This is a genomic window from Pseudomonas sp. 34 E 7 (genome assembly GCF_900005715.1).
In the GTDB taxonomy this organism is placed as follows: Bacteria; Pseudomonadota; Gammaproteobacteria; order Pseudomonadales; family Pseudomonadaceae; genus Aquipseudomonas; species Aquipseudomonas orientalis_A.
In genome coordinates this window covers 1-22,153 of sequence record NZ_CVTX01000173.1, presented here as the reverse complement: position 1 = coordinate 22,153, position 22,153 = coordinate 1, and the positions used below count along the sequence as shown (strand labels likewise).

Genomic DNA, 22,153 nt, shown 5'->3' with positions numbered 1-22,153 from the left:
CCATGAACGCTGCCCTCGACGTTCTGCAATCGACCCATCAGCACATCAACCGCGACCGTTTGTGGCAGTCGCTGATGGACCTGGCCAAGCTCGGCGCCACCCCCAAGGGCGGGGTGTGCCGCCTGGCCCTCACCGACCTCGACCGCAAGGCCCGCGACCTGTTCGTGCAATGGTGCGAGGAGGCCGGCTGTACCGTGTCTGTCGACGGCATCGGCAATATTTTCGCCCGGCGTCCGGGGCGCAACCCCGACCTGCCGCCAGTGATGACCGGCAGCCATATCGACACCCAGCCCACCGGCGGCAAGTTCGACGGTTGCTTCGGCGTGTTGGCCGGTGTGGAAGTGCTGCGCACCCTCAACGACCTCAAGCTCGAAACCGAGGCGCCGCTGGAAGTGGTGGTGTGGACCAACGAAGAAGGCTCGCGCTTTCCACCGTGCATGATGGGCTCCGGGGTGTTCGCCGAGAAGTTCAGCCTGGCCGACACCCTGGCCAAGGTGGATGTGGACGGCATTTCGGTTGGCGATGCGCTGAACGCCATCGGCTATGCGGGCACGCGTGCCGAGAGCGGGCACAAAGTCGGTGCTTATTTCGAAGCGCATATCGAACAAGGGCCGATTCTCGAAGATGAGAAAAAAACCATCGGCGTGGTACTCGGAGCCCTCGGGCAGAAGTGGTTCGACCTGAAGTTGCGGGGCGTTGAAGCGCACGCGGGGCCGACGCCGATGCACCTGCGCAAGGATGCTCTGGTAGGCGCGGCAGCGGTGGTGGCCGCCGTCAACGCCGCAGCACTGGAACACCAGCCGCATGCCTGCGGGACCGTGGGTTGCCTGCAGGCGTATCCCGGTTCGCGCAATGTGATTCCCGGCGAAGTGCGCATGACCCTGGATTTTCGTCACCTGGAGCCGGCACGCCTGGATTCGATGATTGCCCAGGTGCGCCAGGTGATCGATGCAACCTGCGACAAACATGGCTTGAGCTTTGAACTGGAACCTACCGCCGACTTCCCGCCGCTGTTCTTCGACCAAGGCTGCGTGGACGCCGTGCGCGACGCGGCCAATGGCTTGGGGTTGTCGCACATGGACATTGTCAGCGGGGCAGGGCACGACGCGATTTTCGTCGCCGAGCTGGGCCCGGCGGGAATGATCTTTGTGCCGTGTGAGGGTGGTATCAGCCATAACGAAATCGAGAATGCCGCGCCGGATGATTTGGCGGCGGGGTGTGCGGTGTTGTTGAGGGCCATGGTGGCGGCTTCGGCAGCCATCGCCAGCGGCAAGCTTGCGGCTTGAAATGTGGGAGGGGGCTTGCTCCCGATGGCGGTGGGTCAGTCAATAAATCTGCTACTGATACACCGTTATCGGGAGCAAGCCCCCTCCCACAGTTAACTGTGTTGTGTCAGATAGTCCCGATAGGTACTAGACCCAAATTGCATCCCACAAAGGATAGTCCCCGATCCGCTCGACCAACCCTGCTCGCAATGGATTGGCCACTACATAGCGGGCCATTTTCACCAGGTCATCTTCTTTGCGCAGCGCCCGGTCGTGGAAGCTTTCCTGCCATAGCCGGCCCTTGCGTCCGGTGGCGCCGTTGACGGTTCGTGTGCTTCTGGATTTTACCTGGCACATCAGGTCTGCCAGCGAGCCTTTTTTCAGCTCGAGGATCCAGTGGAAATGGTCGGGCATGATGACCCATGCCAGGGAGTTCGCCAGCCCTTGGTGCTGAGCGATTCGAAATTGCCGGACCACCAGGCGCCCGAGGTGAAAGTCGCTGAACAGGCGAATGCGTTCATGGGTATTGGTGGTAATCAAGTAGATGCGATTCGGTTCGCTGATTCGGCCGATGCGCAGGCGATGTGAAGCGGGTAGATCAGGCATTCCCTGGCCTCTCTGCTAAGTGGACTCTGAGAGGCTAGGAGGGGTGGGCTGAATGTGATGTGCAGGCTTTTGGCAGGATGTGTCTGGAAGGGCGCTATCGGGAGCAAGCCCCCTCCCACAGGGGGCCTGCAGTGTTCATACATTGTGTGTCTGGCACGGAACCAGTGTGGGAGGGGGCTTGCTCCCGATGAGGCCGTAACAGGCGCTGCCGTCAGTGCGTCTGCCCCTCGCTTCCAGGTTGCCACCCACCCCCCAACGCCGTCACCAACCCCACGCTCGCCTGCAACTGCCGTGTCTGCACCGCCTGCAAGGTTCGCTGCGCCTGCAAGGCCGCCGTCTGCGCGGTGACCACATCCAGATAACTCACGGCTCCCGCCTCATAGCTGTTCATCGCCAGCGCCTGGGTGTGTTGCGCTGCATCCGCTGCTGCCTGTTCGTCCTGGGCCTGCTGCTGCAAGTCGCGCAGTTGTGCGAGGTTGTCTTCCACCTCACGCACGGCTTTCAACACCTGGCTGCGGTACTGCGCCGATGCTTCTTCAAATTCGGCCCTGGCCTGGCGTTCGTTGGCGCTCAAGCGTCCGCCATCAAGGATGGGCAGGTTCATCAACGGCCCCAGCGCCCAATAGCGATTGCCCGCTGAAAGCAGGTTGCCCACGCCCTGCGTCTGGCCGCCAATCAACCCGGTCAGACTGAAGTCCGGATACCACGCGGCCTTGGCCACGCCGATAGAGGCATTGGCTGCAAACACTCGCCGTTCCGCCGCCGCAATATCCGGGCGGCGTTGCAGCAGGTGGCTGGGCAGTTGCGCTGGAATCCCTGGCAAGGCCATCAACTGCGGGCTGGCTGGCAATGAAAAGTTACTGGCCGCGACGCCGACCAATTCGCCGATGGCATGCTCGGTGAGGTTGCGCTGCCCACGCACTTCATCCAGTTGCGCCCTGGCCTCGGCCAGTTGATTTTGCGCACGGGTAAGGTCCAGTTCCGAGGCGATCTGCCCCTCATAACGGCTACGGGTGAGTTGCAGCGCCTGGCTGAAATCCTCCAGCGAGTGGGTGAGAATCCGACTCTGCGCATCCAGCCCGTTGAGTTGCACATACAGCGTTGCCAACTGCCGTTGCAGGCTCAGGCGCGCCACGGCCAAATCATCGCCGGATGCTTGCGCCTGGGCGTCGCCGGCCGCGACCTGGTTGCGGATTTTGCCCCACAGGTCCAGCTCGTAACTCAACGAGAATCCCGCGGTGTCGCTGTTGTACACCGACGGTTGCGTCGTGCCGCGCAACGGCCTCGAATCCGATTGGCGCTGGCGCAACGGCTGGGCGCTGGCGGTGAGCTGTGGAAACAGCCCTGCATGCAGTTGACTGGCATACGCCTGGGACGCATCGAAATGCGCCAGCGCCGCGGCCAGGTCGGGGTTGGCCGTGAGCAGTTGCTGCTGCAGCGCATCGAGCGTTGGGTCGTTGTACAGCTTCCACCACTGCGGCGCCAATGCGTCGGACGGCTGCGCGCTGTGCCACGGGCCGTCGCTGGTCTGTTCGCGGTAACCGGCCGGCAGGTCAACCGACGGCACGTGGTAGACGGGTGCCATGGAGCAGCCTTGCAAGGCCAGCAGCATCAGTGCCGCTAACGGGTTAAGCCTTGGGCGCATGGGCACCCCCGGTGGCGTCGGCCAGTTGTACCGTGTCGCCTTCGCGCAGGGCATCGGGTGGGTTGTCGATGATGCGGTCGGCGGGTTTCAGGCCCTGGTCGATCACCAGCCGTTCGCCCAGGTCCAGGCCGATATGAATGACTTGCAGGTGCACATGGTTGTGCCGGTCCAGCACCGCGACCTGGGTGCCCTGGGCGCGGAAGATCAGCGCGCTGGCGGGGATGCTCACGCCATGGGTGTCCGCCGGAATCGGCAAGGTCGCTTCGGCATAGTCGCCGGGCAGCAGTTCACCGTTAGGGTTGTCGACGACGAACTGCGCGAGCAGGGTGCCGGAGCGTCGGTCGATGGCCGTGGAGTCGCCGATCAGGCGCGCCTTGAAGTGCTCGCCCGGATGTTCGGGCACCGTCAGCTCGGCTTCCAGGCCTGGGTGGATCACCGCTGCGTAGTTCTGTGGCACCGGCACGTACAGGCGTAGCTGGTGGGTGTCGGCAAGGCTGAACAGTTCCGGATCGCTGTCGGTGTCGGCCTTGATCAACTGGCCGATGTCGGTATTGCGCGCGGTGATGGTGCCGGCGAAGGGCGCACGCAGGGTCTTGTAGCTTTCCAGTGCGCACAGCCGCGCATAGTCGGCGGCGGCCGCCTGGGCGTTGGCTTTGGCGGCGGCGGCATCCGAGGTTTTCTCATCGGCTTCCTGGCGCGACACGGAGTGGCTGGCCAGCAGGTTTTGCCAACGCGTTGCAGTGGTGGCGGCCAGGCGTGCATTGGCCTGTTCCTGGACCAGGTGGGCGTGGGTTTGCGCCAGTTGCTGGTCAAGGTCCGGGCTGTCGATCTGCGCGAGGATTTGCCCGGCCTTGACCTGGCTACCGATATCGACCTTCCAGTCCTTCAAATAGCCGCTGACCCGAGCATGGATCGGCGCCTTGCTCCAGGCCTCCAGGTGCGCCGGCAAGCGCAGGGTGTCGCCGCTGGCATTCTGTTTGGGCTGGAACACCCTCACCTGGGGGATGGCCGCGGTTTCGGTCCAGGCGGTCACCGCTTGTTCATGCAGCGTGCGGGCGTGCAAGCCGTTGGCGACCAACAGGGCGGCCAGGGTCAGGCCGCCGATACCCATGAGCATCAGACGCTTGCGCGAGGGTTTTTGATCAGACGACATGGGACGTTTCTCCAGCAATTGCGCGAGTAGGGTGACGACCGTGGACCAGGCTGAAGACCACGGGAACAAACAACAAGGTGGCGACGGTGGCGAAGATCAACCCACCGATCACGGCGCGGCCCAGCGGCGCGTTCTGTTCCTCGGACAGCGCCAGGGGCAGCATGCCGATGATCATCGCCAGGGCGGTCATGCACACCGGGCGAAAGCGCGTGTAACCGGCTTCCATCGCCGCTTTCAAGGCATCGCCATGTTCGGCCAGGCGTTCACGGCAGAAACTCACCACCAGGATCGAGTTGGCGGTGGCCACGCCCATGCACAGAATCGCGCCGGTCAGGGCCGGCACCGATAGCGAGGTGCCGCTGAGGAACAGCATCCACACGATCCCCGCCAATGCTGCGGGCAACGCAGTGATGATCACGAAGGGGTCGGCCCAGGATTGGAAGTTGACCACGATCAGCAGGTAGATCAACACCACGGCGCCGAGCAGGCCGAAGCTCAAGCCGCTGAACGCCTCGTGCAGCGCATCGATCTGCCCGTGCAGGCTGATCGTCGCGCCTTTGGGGCGCATGGACGCGGTGTCATCGAGGACTTTTTGCACATCCCGGGCGACGCCACCGAGGTCGCGGCCCTGCACGTTGGCGTACAGGTCCAGGGTGGGTTCGATGTTGTAGTGCGTCACCACCGCCGGGCTTTGTACCCGCGAAATAGTCGCCACGCCGCCGAGGATCTGGGACTGGCCATCGGCACCGGTCACCGGCAGGGCCTCCAGCGAAGGCAGGCTGTCGAGACGGTATTGCGGCGTCGCGGCCACGATCGAATAGGACACGCCATTGGCCGGATTCAGCCAGAACGTGGGCGCCACCTGGGAGCTGCCGGCGAGGGAGGCGACCATGCTGTTGGTCACGTCTTTTTCGGTGATGCCCAGGCCATTGGCGCGCAGGCGGTCGACATTCACCTGCAGCGACGGGTAACCGGTGGACTGCTGGATACGCAGGTCAGCGATGCCCGGTACGTGTTGCAGGCGCCGTTCGAGTTCCACGGCATAGGCGCGGTTTTCGGCATCGTTGCGCCCGGAAATCTTCACGTCCAGTGGTGCCGGCGCGCCGAAGTTGAGGATCTGGCTGCTGATGTCCGCCGGCAGGAACGCAAAGTGGCTGCCGGGGAAGCTTTGCGGCAGGGCCTCACGCAGTTTTTTCACGTAATCGGCGGTAGGCGCGTGGTCCTTTTTCAGCGTGACCTGGATATCGCCGTCCTGCGGGCCGATGGTGCCGCTGTTGCTGTAGGCCATGTCGATGCCGCTGAGCGGGATGCCGATGTTGTCGACGATCGTGTCCAGCGCTTGCGCCGGGATCACCTCGCGAATCCGCGCTTCGATGCGGTCGAACGCGGCGGCGCTTTCCTCGATGCGCGTACCCAGCGGCAGGCGCACATGCAGCGCCAGTGCACCGGCATCGGTCGCCGGAAAAAAATCCTGGCCCAGGCTCGGCAGCAGCACGAACGAGGCCAGCACACAGGCGAGGAACCCGACGATAAAGCGCTTGCGCGCGCCGAGTGCGAGCATCAGCAGGCCGTGGTAGGTGTCGCGGATATTCGAGAAATGCCGCTCGAACCCTTGCTGGAAATTCAGCACGGCTTGCAGCGCGGCATGGCGCGGCTTGCGGTGCTGTTCGCCCTCGTGGTGGTTGATGAATGGGTCTTCCGGATGATGCCCCAGGCCTTGCTCCGGTGCGTGGGGCTTGAGCAGAAACATCGCCAGCGTCGGCACCAGGGTGCGCGAGAGAATGAACGAACTGGCCATGGCAAAGATCACCGCCAGCGCCATCGGCCGGAACAGATACCCGGCGATGCCTTGCAGCAGGAACATCGGCACGAACACGATGCAGATGCACAGCAGCGAGACGAACGCCGGGCCGACGATTTGTGCGGCGCCGTCGAGGATCGCCGTTTTCACCGCCTTGCCTTGTTCCAGGTGCCAGTTGATGTTTTCGATGGTCACCGTGGCGTCGTCCACCAGAATGCCCACCGCCAGGGCCAGGCCGCCCAGGGTCATCACATTGAGGGTTTGCCCGCTGACCGCCAGCAGCGCGATGGCCGACAGCACCGCCAGGGGGATGGATGCGGCAATGATCAGGGTCGAGCGCCAGCTGCCGAGAAACAGCAGGATCATCGCGCTGGTCAGAAGGGCGGCGATGATGCCTTCCTGGGCCACGCTGCCCACCGACTGCTTGACGAACACCGAGGCGTCGCCCAGCAGTGAGGTCTTCAGCGACGGCGGCAGGGTTTCGTTGATGCGCGGCAGCATCTGGCGAATGCCGTCGATGATCGAGAGCGTCGAGATACTGCCGTTCTTCAAGGCCGGCATCAGCACCGCACGGTGGCCGTCGACGCGCACGATATTGGTCTGCGGGGGCGAGCCGTCCCGTACGTGGGCCACTTGGCCGATGGTGATGATCGCGCCGTCGACGTTCTTGATCGGCAAGTCGTTGAGCTCATCGATGGCCTTGGGGCTGTTGTTCAGCAGGATCGTGTATTCGTTGGGGCCGAGCTTGGCGGTGCCCACCGGGATGATCTGGTTCTGCAATGCCAGCGCATTGCCTACGTCCTGGGCCGACAAACCCTTGGCCGCCAGGGCCTGGGGGTCGAGGTCCAGGGTGATCTGGCGCTGCTTGCCGCCCATCGGCGTGGGCATCGCCAGGCCGGGCAGGGCGCTCAGCGGCAGGCGGATGTTGTTCTGCACCAGGTCGCGGATTCTCGCCTCCGACAGGCTCGGGCTGGAGAACGCCATTTGCAGGATCGGCACCGTGGACGCGCTGTAGTTGAGGATCAGCGGCGGCGTGATACCCGGTGGCATCTGCTTGAGCACCGTCTGTGATACCGCCGTGACCTGGGCGTTGGCGGTGCGGATATCCACGCCGGGCTGGAAGAAGATCTTGACGATGCCCATGCCTGGCAGGGATTGCGATTCGATATGTTCGATGTCGTTGACGGTGGTGCTCAGGGAGCGTTCGTAGGTGTAGATCACCCGCCCGGCCATGGCGTCCGGCGACAGGCCGTTGTATTGCCAGACCACGGCGACCACGGGGATACCGATATCGGGGAACACATCCGTGGGCGTACGCAGGGCCGCCATGGGCCCGATGATGCAGATGAATATGGCCAGCACGATAAACGTGTACGGCTTGTGCAGTGCGGTCTTTACCAGCCCGAGCATGCGTGAGTCTCCGAGAAGAGCAGGATTGCAAACCCCGGCAGTCTTGCCCGACCCACCTAACACGCACCTTTCAGCCAGGTGAAGGAACATTTAGGTAACGGCTGAAGATCGTTTCATTTGTATTCATTTGTTCTACAAACGGCGGCTCTTCAAGCTTGTCAGCCATCGGATACGCTTTTTACTGATGCGCTTTGGAGCCCTGCCATGTCACCGAAAACACTGTTGTTGATTCCCACCCTTGCGGCTGTCGTACTGTTGTCGGCGTGTGCCGGCCCGATACCCAAGGCCGACCCGAGCCAAGCCTGGATCGGCTTGAAAGAAGAGGCACCGAATGACTTGTTGGCCGAGCGTCTCGATGGCAAGCGCGTCGATGACGGGCGCTACTTCGAAGTGAGCCCCGGGGACCATCGCCTGGACGTGACGTTGTTTGAGGAGGAGCCCGGCGACGATAACCAGCAGGACTGCCAGGGCCGGGTCGAGTACAAGCATTTCAAGGCGGGTGAGCATTACACCCTGGAGGAATCGAGCCTGGGGACTACCGTGCGCGCAGCGCTCAAGGATGGCCACGGCAAGGAGGTCGCCGCCACCCAGGACTTCAATTGCATGCCCGGCTAGGCGTGATGCACCGTCGCCTTGCTCGGCTTGGCGGGCGCGGCGGGTTTGACGTGGGGGTGATGGTGCCGGCGGGTCACGCGCATGACCCCCCACAACATGGCGGCGGCCACCGCCAGCCAACCGCAGATCAACAGGAAAATCGTCGTTGCAAGGCTCATTCAGGCCTCCCTTCACCCCGTCCGGGGTACACACAGTCTTCTCAATGGACAGTCTAGCTACCCGGCGGTTGCCTGCTATTGACCAATGGTCGTGTCCGTCCAACTTGTTTGCTCTATGGCGGGCGGTTTATCGACACGTGAGGCTATACCCTTGCCCAAGAGCGTCCTATGATCGGGGCCCTCACCGGCAGTTGATCAAGAGAGTCAAACATTGCGCTTACGGTCGAACCTCAAAACATCCATCCTGCTGGCCTGTGCCCTGGGGCTGATGGCCTGTTCCAGCCAGCCGTCGAAACTTCCCGGCCTGCCGGAGCGGGTTGAGCTCAATGGCGTCCCCACTTTTCGCAGCGAGGCTTATCAGAGCGGTCCTGCGGCACTGGCCAGCATGCTGTCGCAACAAGGCATTGTCATGACACCGGGGCTGCTCGATAAGCCACTGCACCTGCCGGGCGCCGAGGCGGACCTTGAGCGCAACATGCCAAAGCTGGCGCGTGAGTACGGGCTGATGGTGTATCCGCTGGATGCCGGGCTGACCGCAGTGCTGGCGCAGGTGGCGGCCGGTTATCCGGTAATGGCGCGCATCAACTCCAGCTTCTGGTCCGGCCCGCGTTACGTCGTGGTGGTGGGGTTCAATCAGCAGAAAAGCACGGTGCTGTTGCGTTCCGGCATGGAGCGGCGATTGATGATGAGCTTTGGTGACTTCGAGTCGGCGTGGAAGAGCGCGGGTCATTGGGCGATCCTGACCCAGCGTCCGAGCCAGTTGCCGGCGAATGTGGACGCGCAGCGTTGGCGGGAGGCGGCGAACGCTACGGCCCAGGCCGGGCAGGAAGGGGCGGCGGCCCAGGCGCTCAAGGTCCTGGCGGAACGCAGATAAAAATGTGGGAGGGGGCTTGCCCCCTCCCACATTTGATCGGTGCTGTCAGTTGACTAGCGACGCACTTCCGTCACACCCGCACGGTTCTTCAGATTCTTGTCAGCCTTGTAGCGCAACGCCACATCCGGCACCGCGCCGCCCTTGCCGGTCTCGACCCAGCTGCGAATACGGCTGGCATCGGCAAAGTGGGTGAACTTGCCAAAAGCATCCAGGATCACCAGCGACACCGGGCGGTTACCCATGCTCGTGACCAGCACCAGGCAGTGCCCGGCCTGATTGGTAAAGCCGGTCTTGGTCAGCTTGATGTCCCAGTTGGCACGATTGATCAGGTGATCGGTGTTGGAGAAACCCAGGGTGTAGTTGGGCTTGCGGAACGCCACGGTCTTTTCCTTGGTGGTGCTCAACTGGCTCAACATCGGGAATTTGCGCGCATAGGCCAGCAATTTGCTCAGGTCGCGGGCGGTCGACACGTTATGGATCGACAAGCCTGTAGGCTCCACATAATGGGTGCTGGTCATGCCCAGCGCCTTGGCCTTGGCGTTCATCGCCGCAATAAACGCCGCGTAGCCGCCCGGATAATGGTGGGCCAGGCTCGCGGCGGCGCGGTTTTCCGAGGACATCAGTGCGATCAGCAGCATCTCCTTGCGCGGCATCTGGCTGCCGATCTTCACGCGCGAGAACACCCCTTTCATCTCCGGCGTGTCGGTGATGTTGATATCGATGTATTCATCCATGTTCTGCTTGGCTTCCAGCACGATCAGGCCGGTCATCAGCTTGCTCACGGACGCGATGGGCACCACCACGTCGGGGTTGCTGGCATAGATCACTTTGTTGGTCTGCAAATCCACCAGCATGGCGCTTCCGGAAGCAATTTGCAGTTTGGAGGCGTCACGCGGGGCCAGGGTGGATTCGGCGGCGTGGGCGAAGGTGCCTGTGAAAGCAAAAAACAGGCTGACAAGAGAAAGACGAATTTTCACGCGGATGAACTCGCTAAAAAGTAAGGAAATACCGTTTGGGAAACGGGTTTTATGAAAAATGGCGTTACATTCTAGGAGTATGGATCAGAAACTGTCGAATGTTCTTCCAGAACCAGACGAAAGTGCTTAAAAACTAAGAAAAAACAGTTTTTCTTCAGGCAATAAAAAGCCCCGCGCTAAGGCAGGGCTTTTTCAGTACGCGTGGTTATTAGCCGTGTAGCGTTTCCGCCGCATACAGCGTGTTCTCCAGCAGGCACGCCCGGGTCATCGGGCCTACGCCGCCTGGAACCGGGGTGATCCAGCCGGCGCGGGGCAGGGCGGTGTCGTAGACCACGTCGCCGACCAGCTTGCCGTCGTCCTGGCGGTTGATGCCCACGTCAATGACGATGGCGCCTTCCTTGATCCATTCACCTTTGACCAGGCCCGGCTTGCCGGCGGCGACCACCACCAGGTCGGCGCGGCCAACGTGGCCGGCCAAATCCTTGGTGAAGCGGTGGGTGACGGTCACGGTGCAGCCGGCCAGCAACAGTTCCATGGCCATCGGGCGACCGACGATGTTCGAGGCGCCAACCACGACGGCGTCGAGGCCATAGAGATCGACCCCGGTGCTTTCCAGCAACGTCATGATCCCCTTGGGCGTGCAGGGGCGCAGCAGCGGGATGCGCTGGGCCAGGCGACCGACGTTATAGGGGTGGAAACCATCGACGTCTTTGTCCGGGCGGATGCGTTCCAGCAGTTGGGAGGCGTCCAGGTGCTCGGGCAGCGGCAACTGGAGCAGGATGCCGTCCATGTTCGGGTCATCGTTGAGGCTGTCAATCAGGTCGGCCAGGGCCTGTTGAGTGGTGTTCGAAGGCAAGTCGTAGGCTTTGGAGATAAAGCCCACCTCTTCGCAGTCTTTACGCTTGTGCGAGACATAAACCTGAGAGGCAGGATCGCTGCCGACCAGGATCACCGCGAGGCCAGGCGTGCGCAGGCCTTGCTGGCGACGCTCGGTGACGCGTTTGGCGATCTGCTGGCGCAGGCTGGCGGCGATTGATTTGCCGTCGATAAGTTGTGCAGTCATTACGCGTGATTAACCATCGAGAGGGGGAAGAAAAGTGCGCGCATTCTCGCACGCCAAGGCGCGAGGGCAAAGGCGCTTGGTCTGCAAATTGGCCTAACCCCTTAAATAAAATCAGTTTTTTTCAAAAAAGATTTGACGGGTTTCAGGCCGCTCTATACTATTCGTCGCACTTGTCGGGCACAGCCTAGCACTGGTTAGAAAGTCGAGCAGAATTGTTGTCCTGCAAGGCTGGAAACACTTAGTTTGTAATCCTCCAAGAGTACAGATTAATCAGGCGCCCGTAGCTCAGCTGGATAGAGCATCCGCCTTCTAAGCGGATGGTCGCAGGTTCGAGTCCTGCCGGGTGCGCCATTAGGCAGCTTTGGCACAAGTAGCGCTATATGGTGGGCGTAGCTCAGTTGGTAGAGCACGGGATTGTGACTCCCGTTGTCGAGGGTTCGATCCCCTTCGTCCACCCCATATTTTGAAAGGCGCCAGATTAACCGTCTGGCGCCTTTGCTTTAAGAGCTTCAAGCGCGGATGTGGTGGAATTGGTAGACACACTGGATTTAGGTTCCAGCGCCGCGAGGCGTAAGAGTTCGAGTCTCTTCATCCGCACCAAATAAAACGTTGCTCGGCTGTCAGGTCGGGCAAGGTTGGACAAAGAAAAAGAAGTAGTTTGGTTTCTTTGTTAATGCAATATGGTGGGCGTAGCTCAGTTGGTAGAGCACGGGATTGTGACTCCCGTTGTCGAGGGTTCGATCCCCTTCGTCCACCCCATATTCGAAAGGCGCCAGATTTAACAGTCTGGCGCCTTTTTTGGTTTTGGCCGCTTGATATGTCAGCGGTCGCAGGTAGTGGGCTCCATCGGCAGCGCGTTTCGTCGTATTTGTGTGTCTCGATGATGCCGCGTTGCCCGTTCGCGCCGTTCGCGGGGCGGACCGTCAGGGAGATGAATGGCTGCTTTCTCACTATATAGAAGGGCGGCGCAGAGCCCTGGCGCAATTGGCTGTATTTGTCACCGGGGCGAGGTACTTCAGTGCCTTCGTACCGATAAATTGCTGGCTGTTTCCAGGTGTATTTTCAGTAGGGTGACTTCTTGAGTTTGACCCACTAGAATGCATGCCCTTGATTGGGGTCGGAAATGGCCGGCTAATGTCTGTGCAACGAGGAATATCCATGCAAGTTTCTGTTGAAAATACTACTGCTCTCGAGCGCCGCATGAGCATCACCGTGCCGGCAGAGCGTATCGAGACTGCGGTCAACAAGCGTCTGCAGCAGACTGCCCAGAAGGCCAAGATCGCTGGTTTCCGTCCAGGCAAAGTGCCGATGAGCGAAATCAAGCGTCGTTTTGGTGCCGATGCGCGCCAGGAAGCGGTAGGTGACGTGATCCAGGCTTCCTTCTACGAAGCCGTTGTCGAGCAGAAGCTGAACCCGGCTGGCTCGCCGTCGATCGAACCCAAGTCCCTGGAAGCTGGCAAGGACCTGGAATACGTAGCGACGTTCGAAGTGTTCCCTGAGTTTGAAGTGGCCGGTTTTGAAGGCATCGAAATCGAGCGCCTGAGCGCCGATGTCGCTGATTCGGACCTGGACAACATGCTGGAAATCCTGCGCAAGCAGAACACCCGTTTCGAAGTGGCCGACCGTGCCGCCCAGAACGAAGACCAACTGAACATCGATTTCGTTGGCAAGGTTGACGGCGAAGTGTTCGCTGGCGGTTCCGCCACCGGTACCCAGCTGGTGCTGGGCTCCAACCGCATGATCCCGGGCTTCGAAGACGGCCTGGTCGGCGCCAAGGCCGGTGAAGAGCGCGTTCTGAACCTGGAATTCCCTGCTGACTACCAGAACCTGGACCTGGCCGGCAAAGCCGCCGAGTTCACCGTGACCGTCAACAGCGTTTCCGAGCCTAAGCTGCCGGAACTGAACGAAGAGTTCTTCGCTCAGTTCGGCATCAAGGAAACCGGCATCGAAGGCTTCCGCACCGAAGTTCGCAAGAACATGGAGCGCGAGCTGCGCCAGGCGATCAAGTCCAAGGTCAAGAACCAGGTCATGGACGGTCTGCTGTCCGCCAACCCGATCGAAGTGCCAAAGGCCCTGCTGTCCAACGAAGTGGATCGCCTGCGCGTACAAGCTGTCCAGCAGTTTGGTGGCAACATCAAGCCTGACCAGCTGCCGGCCGAGCTGTTCGAAGAACAAGCCAAGCGCCGCGTCGTGCTGGGCCTGATCGTGGCTGAAGTGGTCAAGCAGTTCGACCTCAAGCCGGACGAAGACCGTGTTCGCGAAATGATCCAGGAAATGGCCTCGGCCTACCAGGAGCCTGAGCAGGTTGTGGCTTGGTACTACAAGAACGACCAGCAACTGAACGAAGTACGTTCGGTTGTGCTTGAAGAACAAGTTGTGGATACTGTTCTGCAGAAGGCTAAGGTGACCGATAAAGCGGTCTCTTACGAAGAAGCAGTCAAACCGGCAGAAGCAGCACAAGCCGACTGATTGTCCAACTCGTTGGAAATTCAACCATAAGCCAGCCTCGCGCTGGCTTATGCGTTTTCAAGACATGACTATTTGGGAGTAACTGCAGAGCATGTTCCGTAATTCCTATATTCAGCAGAACTCTGATATCCAGGCCGCAGGCGGCCTGGTCCCGATGGTTGTCGAGCAGTCCGCTCGTGGCGAACGCGCCTACGACATCTACTCGCGCCTGCTCAAGGAGCGAGTGATCTTTCTGGTTGGCCCGGTAGAGGACTACATGGCCAACCTGATCTGTGCGCAGCTGCTGTTCCTTGAAGCGGAAAACCCGGACAAGGACATCCATCTCTACATCAACTCGCCGGGCGGTTCGGTGACAGCGGGCATGTCGATCTACGACACCATGCAGTTCATCAAGCCAAACGTGTCGACTACCTGCATTGGCCAGGCCTGCAGCATGGGTGCATTCCTGCTGACCGCCGGTGCCGAGGGCAAGCGTTACTGCCTGCCGAACTCACGCGTGATGATTCACCAGCCTCTGGGCGGTTTCCAGGGCCAGGCATCGGACATCGAAATCCATGCCAAGGAAATCCTCTTCATTCGTGAGCGCCTCAATACGCTGATGGCCAAGCACAGCGGGCACACACTTGAAGAAATCGAGCGTGATACCAACCGTGATAATTTCATGAGCGCTGAAGCTGCCCGTGAATACGGGTTGATCGACGCAGTGATCGAAAAGCGCCCCGCTTAATATAAGCCGCTCAAAATAGGGCTGGTCGGCATGCCCGACCACTGGCGGGCTTGAAAAAGCCCGCATAAGCCTTCATCTTGTGTTGCAAGCCTATCGGATTTGGATCGAACGAATGACTGACACCCGCAACGGCGAGGACAACGGCAAGCTGCTTTATTGCTCCTTCTGTGGCAAAAGCCAGCATGAAGTACGCAAATTGATTGCCGGCCCCTCGGTGTTTATCTGCGACGAATGCGTCGACCTGTGCAATGACATCATCCGCGAGGAGGTGCAGGAAGCCCAGGCCGAGAGCAGTGCGCACAAACTCCCATCGCCTAAAGAAATCAGCGGCATCCTTGACCAGTATGTGATTGGTCAGGAGCGTGCAAAAAAGGTTCTGGCCGTAGCGGTGTACAACCACTACAAGCGCCTGAACCAGCGTGACAAGAAAGGCGACGAAGTCGAACTCGGCAAGAGTAATATCCTGCTGATCGGCCCCACAGGCTCGGGTAAGACCCTGCTTGCGGAAACCCTCGCTCGCCTGCTGAACGTTCCGTTCACCATCGCCGACGCCACCACCCTCACCGAGGCGGGCTACGTGGGCGAAGATGTCGAGAACATCATTCAGAAACTGCTGCAGAAGTGCGACTACGACGTAGAGAAGGCCCAGATGGGTATTGTCTACATCGACGAAATCGACAAGATTTCGCGCAAGTCGGACAATCCGTCGATCACTCGGGATGTTTCCGGTGAAGGCGTGCAGCAGGCCCTGTTGAAGCTGATCGAAGGCACGGTCGCTTCGGTACCGCCCCAGGGCGGCCGCAAGCATCCGCAGCAGGAATTCCTGCAGGTCGATACGCGTAACATCCTGTTTATCTGTGGCGGTGCGTTTTCCGGGTTGGAAAAGGTCATCCAGCAGCGCTCCACCCGTGGCGGCATCGGTTTCGGCGCGGAAGTGCGCAGCAAGGAAGAAGGCAAGAAGGTGGGCGAGTCCCTGCGTGAAGTCGAACCTGACGATCTGGTCAAGTTCGGTCTGATCCCGGAATTCGTCGGCCGTCTGCCGGTCCTGGCGACGCTGGACGAGCTGGATGAGGCGGCGTTGATTCAGATCCTCACCGAGCCGAAAAACGCCCTGACCAAGCAGTACGCCAAGCTGTTCGAGATGGAAGGTGTGGACCTCGAGTTCCGTACCGACGCGCTCAAATCAGTGGCCAAGCGCGCACTGGAGCGCAAGACCGGTGCACGTGGTCTGCGCTCGATCCTCGAAGGCGTGTTGCTCGACACCATGTACGAAATCCCCTCGCAGTCCGAGGTGAGTAAAGTGGTGATCGACGAAAGCGTTATCGAAGGCAAGTCCAAGCCACTGTATATCTATGAAAACAGTGAGCCGGCTGCCAAGGCTGCACCTGACGCATAAGCGTCTTTGCAGTGGCGGTACAAGCAAGGGGCCTTTTTGGGGCCCCTTGTTTTTTTGGGGTGTTTTTGCGTGACGGCTGATTAAATCGCGTTTATTCATGCGTTTAAGTGCTGGCATTGAGCTTGTTTTTTTTGCATGCAACCCCCATCTTGGTTTCAAGCTTATTTTTCAACTGTCATAGAGGCGAAATCATGAAGACAACCATCGAATTGCCTCTCCTGCCGTTGCGTGATGTCGTCGTCTATCCGCACATGGTTATCCCGCTGTTCGTGGGGCGCGAGAAGTCTATCGAAGCCCTCGAGGCCGCGATGACGGGCGACAAGCAGATCCTGCTGCTGGCCCAGAAGAATCCTGCCGATGATGATCCGGGCGAAGACGCCCTGTATCGCGTCGGCACCGTTGCAACTGTCCTGCAATTGCTCAAGCTGCCCGACGGTACCGTCAAGGTGCTGGTGGAAGGCGAGCAGCGCGGTGCGGTCGAGCGTTTCATGGAGGTCGACGGCCACCTGCGCGCCGAAGTGGCGCTGATCGACGAAGTCGAAGCCCCCGAGCGTGAATCCGAAGTATTCGTGCGCAGCCTGCTTTCGCAGTTCGAACAGTATGTGCAGTTGGGCAAGAAGGTCCCGGCGGAAGTCCTGTCGTCCCTGAACAGCATCGACGAGCCAAGTCGCCTGGTCGACACCATGGCGGCGCACATGGCGCTGAAAATCGAGCAGAAGCAGGACATCCTCGAAATCATCGACCTGTCGGCCCGTGTCGAACATGTGCTGGCACTGCTCGATGGTGAAATCGACCTGCTGCAGGTCGAGAAGCGCATTCGTGGCCGCGTGAAGAAACAAATGGAGCGCAGCCAGCGCGAGTACTACTTGAATGAGCAGATGAAGGCCATTCAAAAAGAGCTCGGCGACGGCGAGGAAGGCCACAACGAGATCGAAGAGCTGAAGAAGCGTATCGATGCCGCCGGCCTGCCGAAGGACGCGCTGACCAAGGCGACGGCCGAGCTGAACAAGCTCAAGCAAATGTCGCCGATGTCGGCTGAAGCCACCGTGGTGCGCTCCTACATCGATTGGCTCGTGCAAGTGCCGTGGAAGGCCCAGACCAAGGTACGCCTGGACCTGACCCGCGCCGAAGAAATCCTCGATGCCGACCATTATGGTCTTGAGGAGGTCAAGGAGCGGATCCTCGAATACCTCGCCGTGCAAAAGCGTGTGAAGAAAATTCGGGGTCCGGTGTTATGCCTGGTCGGGCCTCCCGGGGTGGGTAAAACCTCTCTGGCGGAGTCCATCGCCAGCGCGACCAACCGCAAATTTGTACGCATGGCCCTCGGTGGCGTGCGTGACGAAGCGGAAATCCGCGGCCATCGCCGGACATATATCGGTTCGATGCCAGGAAGATTGATTCAAAAGATGACCAAAGTGGGCGTGCGTAACCCGCTGTTCCTGCTCGATGAAATCGACAAAATGGGCAGCGATATGCGCGGCGATCCTGCGTCGGCGCTGCTTGAGGTGCTCGATCCCGAGCAGAACCACAACTTCAACGACCATTACCTGGAAGTCGATTACGACCTGTCCGACGTAATGTTCCTGTGCACCTCCAACTCCATGAACATTCCGCCGGCGTTGCTGGACCGGATGGAAGTGATTCGCCTGCCGGGTTACACCGAAGACGAAAAGATCAACATCGCCGTCAAATACCTCGCGCCCAAGCAGACCTCGGCCAACGGCCTGAAGAAAGGCGAGATCGAGTTTGACGTCGAAGCCATCCGTGACATCGTGCGCTATTACACCCGCGAGGCCGGTGTACGGGGCCTCGAGCGTCAGATTGCGAAAATCTGCCGCAAGGCGGTCAAGGAACATGCACTGGAAAAACGCTTCTCGGTGAAAGTGACGGCCGACGCGCTGGAACATTTCCTCGGTGTGCGTAAATTCCGCTACGGCCTGGCCGAGCAGCAGGATCAGGTAGGGCAGGTGACTGGCCTGGCGTGGACCCAGGTGGGCGGCGAGTTGCTGACCATTGAAGCGGCTGTCATCCCGGGCAAGGGGCAGTTGATCAAGACCGGCTCCCTGGGCGATGTGATGGTCGAATCGATCACCGCAGCGCAGACCGTGGTGCGCAGTCGTGCCAGGAGCCTGGGTATCCCCCTGGACTTCCACGAGAAGCACGACACCCATATCCATATGCCGGAAGGGGCAACCCCGAAGGACGGTCCCAGCGCGGGTGTAGGCATGTGCACGGCCCTGGTGTCGGCATTGACCGGCATTCCGGTGCGTGCCGATGTGGCGATGACCGGTGAGATCACCCTGCGTGGCCAGGTATTGGCCATCGGTGGTCTGAAAGAGAAATTGCTCGCCGCGCACCGGGGTGGAATCAAGACCGTGATCATTCCCGAAGAGAATGTCCGCGACCTGAAGGAAATTCCAGACAATATTAAACAGGATCTTCAGATCAAACCGGTTAAATGGATTGACGAAGTCCTGCAAATTGCGCTGCAATACGCGCCGGAGCCCTTGCCGGATGTGGCTCCGGAGATTGTCGCGAAGGACGAAAAACGCGAGTCGGATTCCAAGGAAAGAATTAGCACGCATTAAAGTGTTGGAGCCTGGGGGGCTTCCTTGACAGCTTTTTAGAGCCCTTGTTATAAAGCGGCTCTTAAGTGTCTGTTGGCCATCCAGCACTGGTTTTTGCTTTTTACCAAAAAACTTAGAATCATACTCATAGATATATAAGGGGACTTAGAGTGAACAAGTCGGAACTGATTGATGCTATCGCTGCATCCGCTGATATCCCGAAAGCTGCTGCCGGCCGTGCGCTGGACGCAGTAATCGAATCCGTCACTGGCGCTCTGAAGGCCGGCGACTCCGTGGTACTGGTAGGCTTCGGTACTTTCTCTGTGACTGACCGTCCAGCTCGCACTGGCCGTAACCCACAGACCGGCAAAGCACTGCAAATCGCTGCTGCCAAGAAACCAGGTTTCAAAGCCGGTAAAGCCCTGAAAGAAGCCGTTAACTAAGCTTCGATCAAGCCTTTGCTTACCCGGGTCGGACGCTGGTCTGGCCTGGCAGCGGAGCGGTAGCCGGCCCGAGTATCCATCGGGTCGCCACGCCGGGGGTCAGAGTTAAAACCCCCGTCCGCTCCGCCAGTTACGAGAAGGCGCATCCTCGGATGCGCCTTTCTTCTATCCGGATTCTACCCACGCTCCACGGTTGCCTATTTTTGATGTTCAACCGTTTCTGGGGGACGCATGCTGCAAAATATCAGGGACAATTCACAAGGCTGGATTGCCAAGACCATTATCGGGATCATCGTCGCATTGATGGCGTTCACCGGTATCGAGGCTATTTTCCAGGCTTCGGGTAATAACAAGCAGGACGTGGCCAAGGTCAACGGTGAGGAAATCACCCAGACCGAACTGAGCCAGGCCGTTGATATGCAACGGCGCCAGCTGATGCAACAACTGGGCAAGGATTTCGATGCTTCCCTGTTGGACGAAAAACTGTTGCGCGATGCGGCCCTCAAGGGCCTGATCGATCGCAAGCTGCTGCTGCAAGGCGCGGCGGATTCCAAGTTCGGCTTCTCGGAAGCGGCCTTGGACCAGGTGATCCTGCAGACGCCGGAGTTCCAGGTGGATGGCCAGTTCAACGCCGAGCGCTTTGACCAGGTGATTCGTCAACTGGGCTACAGCCGCCTGCAATTCCGTCAGATGATGACCCAGGAAATGCTGATCGGCCAGGTTCGCGCAGGCATCGCCGGCAGTGGTTTCGTGACCGATGCCGAGGTGCTGGCATTCGCCCGTCTGGAGAAACAGACCCGCGATTTCGCCACCGTCAATATCAAGGCTGACCCGGCAGCGGTGAAACTCACCGACGCCGAAGTCAAGGCCTACTACGACCAGCATGCCAAGGAGTTCATGACTCCGGATCAGGTCGTCATCGACTACCTGGAGCTGAAGAAGTCGTCCTTCTTCGACCAGGTCACCGTCAAGGACGATGAGCTGCAGGCCGCCTACGAGAAAGAAACCGCCAACCTCGCTGAACAGCGTCGCGCCGCGCACATTCTGATCGAGGTCAACGACAAGGTCACCGAGGCGCAAGCCAAGGCCAAGATCGAAGACATCCAGGCGCGCCTGGCCAAGGGCGAACAGTTTGACGCCCTGGCCAAGGAGTTCTCCCAGGATCCGGGTTCGGCCAACAATGGCGGTGATCTCGGCTTTGCCGGTCCCGGCGTGTACGATCCGGACTTCGAAACGGCGCTGTACGGCCTCAAGCAAGACCAGGTGTCCGCGCCGGTGCGCAGCGCCTTCGGTTGGCACTTGATCAAGCTGTTGGGCGTTGAAGCACCGCAAGTGCCGACGTTCGCCAGCCTGAAAGACAAGCTGACCCGCGAGCTCAAGACCCAGCAGGTTGAACAGCGGTTCGTCGAGGCGACCAAGCAATTGGAAGATGCGGCATTCGAGGCTTCCGACCTGGCCCAACCGGCGTCCGACCTGAAATTGACCGTACACACCTCGGCGCCGTTCGGCCGTGAAGGTGGCGAAGGCGTTGCGGCCAACCGTGCCGTGGTCACCGCTGCGTTCAGTCCGGAAGTGCTGGATGAGGGGGCCAACAGCAGCGCCATTGAGCTGGATCCGGAAACCATCATCGTGCTGCGCGCCAAAGAACACCTCAAGCCTGCCCAGCTGCCGCTGGAAAAGGTTGAGGCGGCGATCCGCACGCAGATGACCAAGGAGCGTGCGAGCGCTGCCGCCAAAACCCATGCCGACGAGTTGATCGCCAGCCTGCGTGATGGCAAGACCGCACTGGACCAGCCGATTGACGGCCAGGCCTGGAAGGTGACTGAAGCGGCGACCCGTGGCCAGGAAGGCGTCGACCCTGCTGTGCTGCAAGCGTTGTTCCGCATGCCCAAGCCAGCGGCCAAGGACAAGCCGACCTTCACCACCGTCACTCTGCGTGACGGCAGCCTGATGATCGTGCGCTTGAACGGTGTCAACGAAGCGGCAGCCCCTACGGACGAAGAAAAAGCGCAATACCGCCGCTTCCTCGCATCCCGTATCGGCCAGCAGGACTTCGCGGCATATCGCAAGCAGCTGGAAACCCAGGCAGACATCAAGAAGTTCTGATGTCGGCTTGAATAAAAAGACCCCGTCCTGAAAAGGCCGGGGTCTTTTTTTGCGCGCATTAAAGCCTGTGACGTTTTACCGACAGGAATGCGCGCGCCCACCCCTCGTTCTGTTGCACAATACCGCCCGGACTGTTTTTCTCAGGATTTTCGATGTTGACATCATTTCACTTGCGAAACCTCGGGTTGGCGCTGGTGCTGGCGGGCGCGGCGGGTTGCTCGTCACCCAAGACCGCTATTTACGAACATGAGAATTTCGACGACTCCGGTACGTTTTCCCGCGATTACCCGGTGAGCGATGTGGCGGCCTGTGAAGCGGCGCGCCGTGCCCTGCTGAGCCAGGGCTATATCATCACCAGCAGCGATCCGAAGCTGGTGGCCGGTAACAAGAGTTTCCAGCAGACCGGCGAGACCCACCTGCAGATCAGCTTCAATGTGGTGTGTGCCGCCGATGGTAAAGGCAGCAACCATTCGACGATGTTTGCCAACGCCCTGCAGGATCGCTATGCGCTGAAGAAGGTCAACAACTCCGCAAGTCTCGGGGTTGGGGTGCTGGGTTCGGTGTCGATGCCGATCGGCTCCACCGATGACTCGATGGTCAAGGTGGCGAGCGAGACCGTCTCGGCGCCCAAGTTCTATGAGCGTTATTTTGCCTTGGTGGATGTGTTCCTGCCCCAGGAAGTGAAGCAGGCTGCGCATATACCCGAGAAGCCCAAGGATGAGCTTGGCATGCCTGAACCGAAAGCCGCGCCGGCCGCCGAGAAGATTGAAACACCTCAGCAGATGCCCGCAATCCCTGCCGCCGCGCAGCCACTGGCACCGCCACCCGAGGCCGCACCCATCGCGCCGAGCGTAGAGCCGGCACCGCAGACTCCACCT

17 protein-coding genes and 4 tRNA genes are annotated in these 22,153 nt (G+C 60.2%); 14 read left to right on the top strand and 7 right to left on the bottom strand.

Going from position 1 to position 22,153, the window contains the following annotated elements; translation table 11 throughout:
- Positions 1 to 2 precede the first annotated feature (2 nt).
- Positions 3 to 1,286 carry a Zn-dependent hydrolase gene (locus BFP96_RS23795; RefSeq protein WP_065937122.1) on the top strand — a complete coding sequence of 428 codons (1,284 nt, stop codon included), beginning with the start codon at positions 3 to 5 and terminating at the stop codon, positions 1,284 to 1,286.
- A 126-nt stretch (positions 1,287 to 1,412) separates the two neighbouring features.
- Here BFP96_RS23795 and BFP96_RS23790 read toward each other — a convergent pair whose 3' ends face one another.
- The 4 genes from BFP96_RS23790 to BFP96_RS23775 all read right to left on the bottom strand — a co-directional run bounded on the left by BFP96_RS23790 (position 1,413) and on the right by BFP96_RS23775 (position 7,880).
- Positions 1,413 to 1,871, bottom strand: coding sequence for an REP-associated tyrosine transposase (locus BFP96_RS23790; protein ID WP_065896788.1), 459 nt, complete (start codon positions 1,869 to 1,871; stop codon positions 1,413 to 1,415).
- A gap of 211 nt (positions 1,872 to 2,082) precedes the next feature.
- Positions 2,083 to 3,516, bottom strand: a complete 1,434-nt coding sequence (locus tag BFP96_RS23785) for an efflux transporter outer membrane subunit (protein ID WP_065937121.1) — start codon at positions 3,514 to 3,516, stop codon at positions 2,083 to 2,085.
- Entirely contained in the window at positions 3,500 to 4,669 is a 1,170-nt protein-coding gene (locus BFP96_RS23780; RefSeq protein ID WP_065892551.1) for an efflux RND transporter periplasmic adaptor subunit, read from the bottom strand. The genes BFP96_RS23785 and BFP96_RS23780 overlap by 17 nt, the downstream gene beginning before the upstream one ends.
- On the bottom strand, positions 4,659 to 7,880 hold the full coding sequence (locus BFP96_RS23775; RefSeq protein ID WP_065937120.1) for an efflux RND transporter permease subunit: 3,222 nt from the start codon (positions 7,878 to 7,880) through the stop codon (positions 4,659 to 4,661). Before BFP96_RS23775 ends, BFP96_RS23780 begins: the two co-directional genes overlap by 11 nt.
- A 204-nt stretch (positions 7,881 to 8,084) precedes the next feature.
- Between BFP96_RS23775 and BFP96_RS23770 the strand changes: the two genes are divergently transcribed.
- A complete protein-coding gene (locus tag BFP96_RS23770; protein ID WP_065884855.1) occupies positions 8,085 to 8,495 on the top strand; it encodes a PA0061/PA0062 family lipoprotein in 411 nt (136 codons plus the stop codon).
- On the opposite strand, the gene BFP96_RS30975 is transcribed toward BFP96_RS23770, so the two are convergent.
- Positions 8,492 to 8,653 (bottom strand): hypothetical protein, encoded by a 162-nt coding sequence (locus BFP96_RS30975; RefSeq protein WP_163001576.1) that lies wholly within the window; start codon positions 8,651 to 8,653, stop codon positions 8,492 to 8,494. The two genes, BFP96_RS23770 and BFP96_RS30975, sit on opposite strands and share 4 nt — an antisense overlap.
- A 211-nt stretch (positions 8,654 to 8,864) precedes the next feature.
- Between BFP96_RS30975 and BFP96_RS23765 the strand changes: the two genes are divergently transcribed.
- Complete coding sequence (locus tag BFP96_RS23765; RefSeq protein ID WP_065892549.1) at positions 8,865 to 9,527, top strand: peptidase C39 family protein; 663 nt, start codon at positions 8,865 to 8,867, stop codon at positions 9,525 to 9,527.
- Positions 9,528 to 9,580: 53 nt separating this feature from the next.
- On the opposite strand, the gene pbpG is transcribed toward BFP96_RS23765, so the two are convergent.
- On the bottom strand, positions 9,581 to 10,504 hold the full coding sequence (gene pbpG, locus BFP96_RS23760) for a D-alanyl-D-alanine endopeptidase (RefSeq protein WP_065892548.1): 924 nt from the start codon (positions 10,502 to 10,504) through the stop codon (positions 9,581 to 9,583).
- 208 nt (positions 10,505 to 10,712) lie between these two features.
- Positions 10,713 to 11,567 carry a bifunctional methylenetetrahydrofolate dehydrogenase/methenyltetrahydrofolate cyclohydrolase FolD gene (gene folD, locus BFP96_RS23755; protein ID WP_065937119.1) on the bottom strand — a complete coding sequence of 285 codons (855 nt, stop codon included), beginning with the start codon at positions 11,565 to 11,567 and terminating at the stop codon, positions 10,713 to 10,715.
- Positions 11,568 to 11,841: 274 nt separating this feature from the next.
- Here folD and BFP96_RS23750 point away from each other — a divergent pair.
- From BFP96_RS23750 to BFP96_RS23700, 11 genes are all read left to right on the top strand, one after another.
- Positions 11,842 to 11,918 (top strand) — tRNA-Arg (locus BFP96_RS23750).
- Between the two features lie 32 nt (positions 11,919 to 11,950).
- Positions 11,951 to 12,026, top strand: a tRNA-His gene (locus tag BFP96_RS23745).
- A 56-nt stretch (positions 12,027 to 12,082) separates the two neighbouring features.
- Positions 12,083 to 12,167: transfer RNA gene (locus tag BFP96_RS23740), tRNA-Leu, on the top strand.
- An 83-nt stretch (positions 12,168 to 12,250) separates the two neighbouring features.
- Positions 12,251 to 12,326 (top strand) — tRNA-His (locus BFP96_RS23735).
- 399 nt (positions 12,327 to 12,725) lie between these two features.
- Positions 12,726 to 14,036: a trigger factor gene (gene tig / locus BFP96_RS23730; protein WP_065892545.1), complete on the top strand. Its 1,311-nt coding sequence runs from the start codon at positions 12,726 to 12,728 to the stop codon at positions 14,034 to 14,036.
- A 91-nt stretch (positions 14,037 to 14,127) separates the two neighbouring features.
- Positions 14,128 to 14,763, top strand: coding sequence for an ATP-dependent Clp endopeptidase proteolytic subunit ClpP (gene clpP, locus BFP96_RS23725; RefSeq protein ID WP_003174822.1), 636 nt, complete (start codon positions 14,128 to 14,130; stop codon positions 14,761 to 14,763).
- A 112-nt stretch (positions 14,764 to 14,875) separates the two neighbouring features.
- Complete coding sequence (gene clpX, locus BFP96_RS23720; protein WP_017136464.1) at positions 14,876 to 16,159, top strand: ATP-dependent Clp protease ATP-binding subunit ClpX; 1,284 nt, start codon at positions 14,876 to 14,878, stop codon at positions 16,157 to 16,159.
- Positions 16,160 to 16,350: 191 nt separating this feature from the next.
- Positions 16,351 to 18,747 carry an endopeptidase La gene (gene lon, locus BFP96_RS23715; protein WP_065884860.1) on the top strand — a complete coding sequence of 799 codons (2,397 nt, stop codon included), beginning with the start codon at positions 16,351 to 16,353 and terminating at the stop codon, positions 18,745 to 18,747.
- Between the two features lie 149 nt (positions 18,748 to 18,896).
- The gene (locus BFP96_RS23710) at positions 18,897 to 19,169 is read left to right on the top strand and encodes an HU family DNA-binding protein (RefSeq protein ID WP_003174819.1); all 273 of its coding nucleotides are present in this window, start codon (positions 18,897 to 18,899) and stop codon (positions 19,167 to 19,169) included.
- 231 nt (positions 19,170 to 19,400) lie between these two features.
- On the top strand, positions 19,401 to 21,275 hold the full coding sequence (locus BFP96_RS23705; protein WP_065892543.1) for a SurA N-terminal domain-containing protein: 1,875 nt from the start codon (positions 19,401 to 19,403) through the stop codon (positions 21,273 to 21,275).
- A gap of 152 nt (positions 21,276 to 21,427) precedes the next feature.
- Positions 21,428 to 22,153: DUF2242 domain-containing protein (locus BFP96_RS23700; RefSeq protein ID WP_065937118.1), on the top strand; the 726-nt coding region annotated here is incomplete at its 3' end.

What these genes read in the sequence shown, in the direction of transcription:
- BFP96_RS23795 (WP_065937122.1), top strand. Translation starts at nt 3, where the DNA reads ATGAACGCTGCCCTCGACGTTCTGCAATCGACCCATCAGCACATCAAC.
- BFP96_RS23790 (WP_065896788.1), bottom strand. Translation starts at nt 1,871, where the DNA reads ATGCCTGATCTACCCGCTTCACATCGCCTGCGCATCGGCCGAATCAGC.
- BFP96_RS23785 (WP_065937121.1), bottom strand. Translation starts at nt 3,516, where the DNA reads ATGCGCCCAAGGCTTAACCCGTTAGCGGCACTGATGCTGCTGGCCTTG.
- BFP96_RS23780 (WP_065892551.1), bottom strand. Translation starts at nt 4,669, where the DNA reads ATGTCGTCTGATCAAAAACCCTCGCGCAAGCGTCTGATGCTCATGGGT.
- BFP96_RS23775 (WP_065937120.1), bottom strand. Translation starts at nt 7,880, where the DNA reads ATGCTCGGGCTGGTAAAGACCGCACTGCACAAGCCGTACACGTTTATC.
- BFP96_RS23770 (WP_065884855.1), top strand. Translation starts at nt 8,085, where the DNA reads ATGTCACCGAAAACACTGTTGTTGATTCCCACCCTTGCGGCTGTCGTA.
- BFP96_RS30975 (WP_163001576.1), bottom strand. Translation starts at nt 8,653, where the DNA reads ATGAGCCTTGCAACGACGATTTTCCTGTTGATCTGCGGTTGGCTGGCG.
- folD (WP_065937119.1), bottom strand. Translation starts at nt 11,567, where the DNA reads ATGACTGCACAACTTATCGACGGCAAATCAATCGCCGCCAGCCTGCGC.
- tig (WP_065892545.1), top strand. Translation starts at nt 12,726, where the DNA reads ATGCAAGTTTCTGTTGAAAATACTACTGCTCTCGAGCGCCGCATGAGC.
- clpP (WP_003174822.1), top strand. Translation starts at nt 14,128, where the DNA reads ATGTTCCGTAATTCCTATATTCAGCAGAACTCTGATATCCAGGCCGCA.
- clpX (WP_017136464.1), top strand. Translation starts at nt 14,876, where the DNA reads ATGACTGACACCCGCAACGGCGAGGACAACGGCAAGCTGCTTTATTGC.
- lon (WP_065884860.1), top strand. Translation starts at nt 16,351, where the DNA reads ATGAAGACAACCATCGAATTGCCTCTCCTGCCGTTGCGTGATGTCGTC.
- BFP96_RS23705 (WP_065892543.1), top strand. Translation starts at nt 19,401, where the DNA reads ATGCTGCAAAATATCAGGGACAATTCACAAGGCTGGATTGCCAAGACC.